This is a genomic window from Collinsella aerofaciens, assembly GCF_901212495.1.
In the GTDB taxonomy this organism is placed as follows: Bacteria; Actinomycetota; Coriobacteriia; order Coriobacteriales; family Coriobacteriaceae; genus Collinsella; species Collinsella aerofaciens_H.
Map to the genome: position 1 here is coordinate 19,689 of NZ_CAAKNY010000083.1, position 9,412 is coordinate 29,100.

The 9,412-nt window shown below is 59.0% G+C and carries 5 protein-coding genes; all 5 read left to right on the forward strand.

What is annotated here, in order from left to right:
* Window positions 1-201 precede the first annotated feature (201 nt).
* The 5 genes from SFLMC1_RS10220 to SFLMC1_RS10240 all read left to right on the forward strand — a co-directional run bounded on the left by SFLMC1_RS10220 (window position 202) and on the right by SFLMC1_RS10240 (window position 9,191).
* A complete protein-coding gene (locus SFLMC1_RS10220; protein ID WP_226814298.1) occupies window positions 202-2,976 on the forward strand; it encodes a YhgE/Pip domain-containing protein in 2,775 nt (924 codons plus the stop codon).
* A complete protein-coding gene (locus SFLMC1_RS10225) occupies window positions 2,977-5,166 on the forward strand; it encodes a YhgE/Pip domain-containing protein (RefSeq protein WP_152074768.1) in 2,190 nt (729 codons plus the stop codon). It begins immediately after the preceding gene.
* 200 nt (window positions 5,167-5,366) lie between these two features.
* A complete protein-coding gene (locus SFLMC1_RS10230; RefSeq protein ID WP_154063940.1) occupies window positions 5,367-6,344 on the forward strand; it encodes a DMT family transporter in 978 nt (325 codons plus the stop codon).
* A 121-nt stretch (window positions 6,345-6,465) separates the two neighbouring features.
* Window positions 6,466-7,764: a M20 family metallopeptidase gene (locus SFLMC1_RS10235; RefSeq protein WP_222838070.1), complete on the forward strand. Its 1,299-nt coding sequence runs from the start codon at window positions 6,466-6,468 to the stop codon at window positions 7,762-7,764.
* A gap of 122 nt (window positions 7,765-7,886) precedes the next feature.
* Window positions 7,887-9,191 (forward strand): MFS transporter, encoded by a 1,305-nt coding sequence (locus SFLMC1_RS10240; RefSeq protein ID WP_152074766.1) that lies wholly within the window; start codon window positions 7,887-7,889, stop codon window positions 9,189-9,191.
* Window positions 9,192-9,412: the final 221 nt, after the last annotated feature.

Consider the following 9,412-nt stretch of genomic DNA (forward strand, 5'->3'; position numbering starts at 1 on the left):
TTCGAACTGCTAGTTTGTGCGGGTTGTGGTTTTGGGAGCTGCGGGAATTTAAGATACTGTACATCTGTACGTTAACTCATCTTCGTAGTATATTGCTACCCGCAAAACTCAGCACCATTGTGCCGCGAGATGTTAGCGTGCCTCCGTACAATGGTTGTTAATAGCATGATTCGGCTAAACGATAGGATGGATGGTCCAAGCGTGAGTCTCGGCAACAAACTATCCGATGCAAAGGTTTCCTTTGCAATCTTTAAACGCGACATCAAGCGATTGATCGTGAACCCCGTCGCCCTGGTGGTTACCCTGGGCGTGTGCGTCATTCCTTCGCTGTATGCCTGGTACAACATCGTTGCCAACTGGGATCCGTACGGAAATACCCAGGGCATTAAAATCGCCATCGCCAACAACGATCGGGGCACCCAGAACGACCTAGTGGGCGAGCTTAACGCAGGCGATAAGGTGGTCGACCGGCTCAAGGAGAACGACCAGCTTGGCTGGACCTTCGTCGACTCGGCGGCAGATGCCAAAGAGGGCGTCGAAAGTGGCGAATACTATGCCGCCATCGTGATTCCCAAGAACTTCTCCGACAATCTCGTCTCGATGCTCGACGGCAATTACCATCAGCCGAAGCTCACCTATTACGTCAACGAGAAAAAGAGCGCCATTGCACCCAAGGTTACCGATACCGGTGCCAACACCATTGAGGAGCAGATCAACTCGGAGTTTGTCTCCACGGTGGGCGAGACCGTCGCGGGCATTGCCAAAGATGCTGGTATCGACCTTAAAGACAAGGCAACCCAGACCCAGGATTCGCTGGCGGGTTCGGTGTCCGAGGCGTCTGATACCCTGGGCGAAGTACGTGATTCCATCGGCGACATGAACACCGCCATCGACAAGACAAGCAGCTCGATTGTTTCGGCCGATGCTGCGTTGGCGGGCCTGCAGGGACAGACGCCTTCGCTAACGCAGGCAATCGCTCAGGGTAATGATCTGCTGGGCGAAGCTCGCACCACGGCTGGCAAGTCCATCACCTCGCTCTCCAAGGCACTTTCGGAGGGCAGCATTGTGCTGAGTAAGACATCGGCTTCTGCAAACGCCGCGATTGGCAGACTTACCGGTACGGTTACGTCCACGACCACTCGAATCGACAACTCGCTCGAGTCTCTCCAAGCGACGATCGATCACAATAAGGCCGTTATCGGGCACTTGGAGATTCTCGTCAACGACACGTCGACAGGTTCCGAGGAAATCGACGCGCGCATTGTATCGACCATCGATTTGCTTCGAGAGCAGAATGAAAAGCTTCAGAGCATCAAGGACGGTCTGTCCGCGCAATCGAGCGCCATGGCGAATGACGCCGCGGCCGTCTCAGGTGCCAGCGACGCTATCAATAACGCAATTCAGACCGGTACGGCCAATCTCGGTCAGGCCCAGACGAATCTGGGTCAAAACGCGCTGCCGAAGGCCTCGAGTGCGCTTGACTCCTTTGCCGCCGTCTCGGGTGATCTGACCGGCATTGTGTCGGGTATGACCCCCACGATAGCGAGCGCGCGCGGTACGCTGGCGCAGCTCGATGCCACGCTCAAGCAGGCGAAGACCACGCTGTCCCAAACCGACGCCTCCCTTGCCAAGGTTCAGGGCAAGCTCGCGACCGCCGCCAATGACATTGCGGCGCTGCAGACCTCTGAGTCTATGGGCAAGTTAGCCGACCTCATGGGCGTCGACGTCAATGACGTGGCAGATTTCATGGCATCTCCGGTTAAGCTGACGTCCAAGTCAATCTATCCGGTCAAAAGCTTTGGCTCGGGCATTGCTCCCTTCTACACCAATCTGGCGCTGTGGGTAGGCGGCTATGTGCTCATCGCTATCTACAAACTCGAGGTCGACCGCGAGGGCATCGGCAGCTTTACGGCGCGTCAGGGCTACTTTGGCCGCTGGCTGCTGATGGTGATCCTGGGCGCGTTGCAGGCCATTATCGTTACGGTGGGCGACCTGGTCATTGGCGTTCAGTGCGTCAATCCGCTGCTTTTTGTGCTGGGCGGCATCGCTATCTCGTTCACCTACGTCAACATCATCTATGCACTGTCCATCACCTTTAAGCATATCGGTAAAGCCATTGGCGTCATCCTCGTCATTGTGCAGATCCCCGGCTCGTCGGGCATGTATCCCATCGAGATGATGCCCGGCTTCTTCCAATGGCTGCATCCGCTGCTTCCCTTCACCTATGGCATCAACCTGCTGCGCGAGACCGTCGGTGGCATGTATTCGTTCAACTACTTGTTCAACCTGTGCATCCTGGGCGTGTTCCTTATCATCGCGCTCTTTATCGGTCTGCAGCTGCGCCCGTTGCTGCTCAACCTCAATCTGCTCTTTGATAAGCAGCTTTCCACGACGGGCCTCATGATCTGCGAGTCCAACGACCTGCCGCGCCAGCGCTATTCACTGCGCACGGCCATGCGCGTCGTGCTCGATTCCGATTCGTACCGTCGCGAGGTGCTCGACCATGCGGTCACTTTTGAGCACCGTTACCCCTACTACATCAAGGGCGGTTTTGCCGCCGTTGTGGGCGTCCAGGTCCTGCTCTTTGTGCTTTCGACGGTGCTCGATATCGACAATAACGGCAAGATCATCCTACTGGTTGTCTGGATTGTCTCGGTTATCGCCGTCTGCGGCTGGCTCATTAACATCGAATATATCCGCGCGAGCCTCAACACCCAGATGCGCATCTCGGCGCTTTCGGATGAGGACCTTCGTCGCGAGATGCGCGAGCACACGGCTGCCATCCCTGCCGCCCGTCGCATGTTTGGCCTCAACGCCAGCGAGCGGGACACCAAGGACAGCGAACAGCCCACGAGCCGTCTGCCGCATATCGGTGCGCATCGTAAGGCTCACGATGCCGACGGCGTTGACAACGTAAACGGAAACGACAGGGACACCGCCCCGCTTGGCAAGCACTCCAAAGGAGGTGAGGCATAAATGAAGAATATCCTGCATCTGTTTAAGCGTGATGTCCAAAATGTGTCTCACTCCGTGATCGGCATGATCGTCGTGATGGGCCTGATCATCGTGCCGTGCCTGTACGCGTGGTTTAACATCGCCGGAAGCTGGGATCCCTACGGCAATACCGGCAACCTTAAGATTGCAGTGGTCAACACCGACGAGGGCTACGAGAGTGATCTGATTCCCGTCGAGGTCAACGTGGGCGAAAACGTAACCGCCACCCTGCGCGGCAACGAGAACTTCGACTGGGTCGTCCTCAACGACCGCGATAAGGCGATTGAGGGCGTTAAGTCGGGCGCGTACTACGCTGCCGTCGTTATCCCTAAAACGTTTAGCGCCGACATGATGACGCTTTTCTCGACCGAGGTGAAGCACGCCGATATCGAGTTCTATGAGAACCAGAAGGCCAACGCCATCGCACAGATCGTGACTGAAAAGGGTTCAAGCGCCGTCCAGAGTCAGGTCAACGAGACCTTTACCAAGACCATCACGAGCATCGGCCTTAAGACCGTGTCCAGCCTGCTCGACTATATGAGCACCGACCAGGTGAGCAACTTTATCGCCAATCTGTCCTCCACGCTGGGCGATTCGGTCGAGGACCTGCACGACGTTCAGGCGAGCGCGACGTCGCTCGCGGGCATGTTGAGCTCTACGTCCGATTCACTGACATCGGCGGGCGGCATGCTCAAGCAGACGGGCACTGTTGATGAGTCGACGAAGCAGCTGATGGAGCACGCCAAGAGTGGCATTAGCGATTCCGAGGAAGCGCTGAAGGCCGCCAGCGATGCCATCAACGCCGCGATTGACGGAAGCGCGGGTTCGTTCGATAACGTGTCCGCCGAGCTTGAGAAGGCATTCGATGCCGCGAATCAGCATGTTGACCTTACGGTGTCTCAGCTCAACGAAGCCGCAGCGGCGCTCAATACGCGTGCTGACGATATCGATGCGATGGCCGATAAGCTTCGCAACCTTGCCGATCAGGTGAGTAATGACAAGCTCAAAGACGGCCTCAAGTCCGCTGCGACGTCGCTGGGCAGAATTGCCGTGGAGTACCGCAACAATGCGAAGGACCTGACGGCGACCGCAAAGTCCCTTTCGGACAGCATGGCGGAGATTAACAACTCGCGTGCCGAGGTCGACCAGGCTATCGCCGATGCCAAGGCGGGTATCTCGGGTGCCAAGTCCGACTACGATTCTACGTTCTCGGTTAAGGCCAAGGAGCTCAAGAAGACCATTTCGGGCGTTCTGGATTCCCTGAACGGTATCTCGGGTGACTTGGATAGCGCCGTGAGCGGTCTGGCCGACGCCTCTGGTTCGCTCGCGAAGGGTCTCTCCAAGGCTGCAAGGCTCGTCAACAAGGCTTCCGATCAGCTGGGCGAGGCGTCGGACAAGATCAGCGCCTTTAAGGACGAGCTTGATAGTGCCCTGATGTCGGGTGACCTGGCCATGATTAAGACAATGATCGGCAGCGACCCCGAGGGCCTCGCCGCGTCGCTTTCCGGCCCTGTTGCGCTCGATCGCAAGCCGGTCTATCCGATCCGCAACTATGGCTCGGCCATGGCGCCGTTCTATACGATTTTGTCGCTGTGGGTGGGCTCGATTGTTCTGGCGGCCATGATGAAGGTCTCGGTGAACGACGAGCTCATCAACGAGCTCGTCCCCGTGCGCCTGCACGAGATCTATCTGGGCCGTTATCTGTTCTTTGGCGGTCTGGCCTTGCTGCAGGCAACGCTCGTGTGCGCGGGCGACATTCTGTTCTTTGGCATCCAGTGCGACAACCCCCTGCAGTTTGTGCTTGCCGGCTGGGTCGCGAGCCTCGTGTTCTCCAATATCGTCTACACGCTTACGGTATCGTTTGGAGATATCGGCAAGGCCCTCGCCGTCGTGCTGCTGGTCATGCAGGTCGGCGGTTCGGGCGGTACGTTCCCCATCGAGATGACCGGCCCCGTGTTCCAGGCGATCTACCCGTTCCTGCCGTTTACCCACGGCATCAACGCCATGCACGCCGCCATGGCCGGTGCCTACCATATGGAGTACTGGATTGAGCTGGGTGTCTTGGCGAGCTACCTGATTCCGTCGCTGGCCCTGGGTGTCGTCTTCCGCCGCCCGGTCATCAAAGCCAACGACTGGATTATCGAAAGGTTGGAGTCGACCAAATTGATTTAGCGCGGCAACGTGGCGTTGACGGAACATCGAGGCCTTCCGGCTCGACGCTTTAGTTGAGTGAATTGCATGGGCTGCTTGGTTGTTGCTACAGTAGCGGGGCGTGCCGGGGGTCCGGTGCGCCCCGTTTTTATTTGACCATGAGGCGGCATGCGGTCACGCGCGTGCGGACACCACGCCCAGATTGAGCGCGAGGATGCCCTATGGCCCAGCATACCAGTGACAATATCGAAATGATGCCCGATGGCCCTGTTGCTCGCGAGGACCTGGGTGCGGGCGGCACCTCCCGCGGCGCCGGCGCCCGCTCGCCGCTGTTCTGGAAAGTTCTATTGCTTTCGGTGGCAGTCGTCTGGGGTTACTCCTTTACCACTATGAAGGATGCGCTCGACACCATCCCGGTGTTCGAACTACTTTACGTGCGCTTTTTGCCTGCGGCGTTGGTCATGTTTGTCATCTTCCACAAGCGCATCATCGCGCACCTCAACGCCCGCAACCTGATTGTTGGACTGGGCATGGGCGCACTTATGTGGGCCGCCTATGCTTTGCAGACGGTCGGTCTGGCTCAGACCACGGCGGGTAAGAGCGCTTTTTTGACGGGCACCTATTGCATTCTGGTCCCGTTCGCGAGCTATTTCCTAAGTGGCGAAAAGCTCACTCGCTACAACTTGGGTGCCGCATTACTCTGTCTGGCGGGCATTGGCCTGGTGGCGCTCGATAGCGTCGAGTTCAACATCGGTGATGCCATTACGCTGGCGGGTGCGGGCTTTTTTTCCCTCCAGATGGCGGTGACCGCCAAGTACGGTCGCAAAATGGACATCAACGTCATCACGTTTTGGATGTTTGTGGGCAACGGCGTGCTGAGCCTGGTCTCGTCGTTGCTGTTCGAGACCCAAGCACCTCTGTCCGTGTGGACGCCGAGCTTTATCGGCGTGATGGCGTTTCTCTCGGCGGGCTGCACATGCGTGGCCCTGCTCGTCCAAAACGTCGGCCTGGCGCATGTCCCGGCCTCGACGGGCTCGCTACTCCTTTCGATGGAGTCGCCTTCGGGTGTGCTGTTCTCGGTGCTGCTGATGGGGGAGGCGCTCACCTCGCGCCTGCTCGCCGGCTTCGCGCTCATCTTCCTGTCGATTATCTTGAGCGAGACGCATTTCGACTTTTTGCGCAAAAAGCCGCGAGCGTGATTGTAAACAACTTGTTGCGCCGCCTCCCGGGGCGGCATTTTTTATGCGTCGCCCTTAAAGTTGTATCTTGCACTTTATGCTATCAAAGTGCTTGCTGCAAAAACGTTACTGGAGGGCATCTATGGCACCAGCTCTGTCCGATCTTCAACCGCAACCAGCGCCTCAGACCACTACGGTGGCGCAGGCCGCTATCGGCAATGGCCTGGTCACAGAAGCTCAGACGTTTGCCAATGAGCTTGCCACATGGCGCCATGATCTCCATCAAACGCCTGAGCTCGGTAACAACCTTCCGCAGACGTCCGCGTATATCCAGGCGCGTCTGGACGAGATGGATATTCCCTATGCCGTGCTTGTTGACGGCTCCTGTGTCATCGGCCTCATCGGTGCCGGAGCGGCAGCTGCTGCTCGGGGTAACGGTACGTGTACGGACAAGCAGGCCGGTACGGTCATCATGCTCCGTGGCGATATGGATGCCCTGCCTGTTGCCGAGGAGTCGGGAGAGCCTTTTGCCTCCATCAATGGCTGCATGCACGCATGCGGACACGATATGCATGCGACGGCGCTGCTTGGTGCGGCGCGCCTGCTCAAGGCCCGCGAGTACGAGCTTGTCGACGCCAACGCCACGGTTAAGTTGCTGTTCCAGCCGGGCGAGGAAACCTTTGAGGGCGCCCGCGCCGCCATCGCCGACGGTCTGCTGCAGAACCCGCGTCCCCAGGCCGCCTTTGCCATGCATGTCAATAGCCAGTCGCCGCTTGGCCTGGTGCTCTACGGCAGCCCGGCGCTCTCGGGCGTGTACGGTTTCCGCATCACGCTGCAGGGCAAGGGCGGCCACGGCTCGAGCCCCGAGATCTGTATCGACCCCATCACGGCCGGCGTCCATGTGCACCTGGCGCTTCAGGAGCTCATCGCTCGCGAAGTGCCGGCGGCCAAGGAGGTCGCACTGACCGTTGGCAAGTTTGCCGGTGGCCAAGCGGCCAACGTTATACCAGATACCTGCGTGCTCGAAGGCACGCTGCGCGGCTTCGACGTCGAGCTCATGGAGCACCTCAAGACCCGCATCGCGGGGGTCGTCAAAGGTGTTGCCGCGACCTATCGTACGCCGGCGACCCTCGAGACGCTCTCGGATGTTCCCCCGCTCGTACTCGACGACGATATGACCCAGGCTTCGCTTGGCTACGTGGGTGCGACGCTGCCAAAGGCCGCCTTCCTGCCGCTGTTCCATGCCATGGCGAGCGAGGACTTTGCGCTTATCTCGAGCGAGATACCGAGCGCGTACTTTACGATCGGCGCTGCTGTGACCGATACGGACGAGCATTTTGCCCAGCATCATCCCAAGGCACGCTTTAACGATGCCGAGCTTCCCCTTGGCGCCGCGGCTTATGCGGCAGTCGCTTTGGGCTATATCGCCGACCACCGGTAGCACCCAACCTTGCCTTTCAAGCCTGCGGGCATGGCCATAAGGCTTATGCCCTTGTCTTTCAAGGCAATCTTGGGCATTACCGGCGCCCGGCGCAGACTATTCGTTTGTTTACAAGGAGCAGTATGTCCCAGCAGCATAAATTCTTCCCCGGGTGGCTCGTCGTGGCCTCCGGCTTTGTCATCATGGCCACGTGCTACACGATTTTCGTTAACTGCATGAGCCTGTTTCAGCCGCTCATCGTCAGCGACTTGGGCATTTCTCTTGCGCAGTACAACATCTCCAACGCCATCTCCACCGTGGTGAGCGTTATCGGCTCACTTGTCATTGGCCATGTTGCCGATAAAGTAAGCGGCCGCGTTTTGGGCTCCCTCACTGTAATCGCCACCTCTGCCGTTCTTGCCGGCATGAGCTTTGTCGGTGAGCTGTGGCAGGTCTACGTGCTCTTTGCCGTCTCGGGCTGCTTTGCCGTCGCCTCGACCCGCCTGCTCATCAGCCTGGTGACCGCCAACTGGTTTACCGCTAAGCGCGGCCTTGCCATCTCCATCGCGCTTTCGGGCTCGGGCTTTGGCGGGGCCATTCTCTCGCCGATCGTGAGCTCGCTGATCGTGAGCGTTGGCTGGCGTTCCGCCTTCCTGGTGCTGGCGGCTATCTGCATGGTGGCGGCGCTGCCCATCACGGCCTATTCCTTCCGCACCAAGCCTTCCGAGATCGGCCTTAAGCCGCTCGGTGAGAACCCGGGCGATCCGTCCGTCTCGACGGCTGGCGACAAGGACGAGCACACGGCGCCCGAGGTTAACGTCGGTTGGTCGCGCATCAAGAAGAGTCCGGCGTTTTGGCTGCTTGTCGTCGCCTTCCTCTTTATGGGTCTCGTCAACGGCGCCATCCTGCCCAACCAAGTTACGAACATGACGAGCGTTACCGTCAACGGTGCCAAGATCGTCACGGGTGGCCACGATCCCATGTGGGCCGGTACGGTGCTTTCTGCCTACATGGTCACGGTCGTTATCGCCAAGATCTCGCTCGGTGCCATCTACGACCGCTTTGGCCTGCGCTTTGGCAATATCCTTGGCTCCGTTGCGTGTATTGTCGCCTGTGTGGCGCTGTGCTTTCCGACGACGGACCTCGGTCCCATTGTGGCCGCTGTGAGCTTTGGTATCGGAACGTGCATGGGCACCATCACGCCTACCATTGCCGCATCCAAACAGTTTGGCATGGCCGACCTCGGCAAGGTCACGGGCACCATCACCTCGCTCGAGATGGTCGGCGGCACCGTGGGCGCCATCGTCTCGGGCGTGCTGTTCGATGCCACGGGCTCCTTTGCGAGCACCTGGATTGTGTGCCTGGCGTGCTCCGCGGTCATGCTCGTGTTCCTGCTGGCATCCGAGCCCATCGCCGCCAAGCTGCGCGCGAGCGCGGCGGGGGAGTAGGGGTCCGTCGCTCTTTTCTGTTCGCCCCGTTCTGTCCGTGGCTGCCCTGGAAGCCGAATGGGTGCTCGTACCATCATTCGGTTTCCAAGGCGGCCACGGGCCTACGAAATGATCCGTTTTCCTCCGTCCCCAAGGGATTACGTGATCCGAAGGGGACGGAGGAAAACGGATTACAAGCAGCGGCGGCGCGTCTGGCCGAACGAGTTCCCATACCCTCGTTC

Bases quoted from the DNA above. Each gene is read 5' to 3' on its own strand.
- SFLMC1_RS10230 (WP_154063940.1), top strand. From the start codon at position 5,367: ATGGCCCAGCATACCAGTGACAATATCGAAATGATGCCCGATGGCCCT.
- SFLMC1_RS10235 (WP_222838070.1), top strand. From the start codon at position 6,466: ATGGCACCAGCTCTGTCCGATCTTCAACCGCAACCAGCGCCTCAGACC.
- SFLMC1_RS10240 (WP_152074766.1), top strand. From the start codon at position 7,887: ATGTCCCAGCAGCATAAATTCTTCCCCGGGTGGCTCGTCGTGGCCTCC.
- SFLMC1_RS10225 (WP_152074768.1), top strand. From the start codon at position 2,977: ATGAAGAATATCCTGCATCTGTTTAAGCGTGATGTCCAAAATGTGTCT.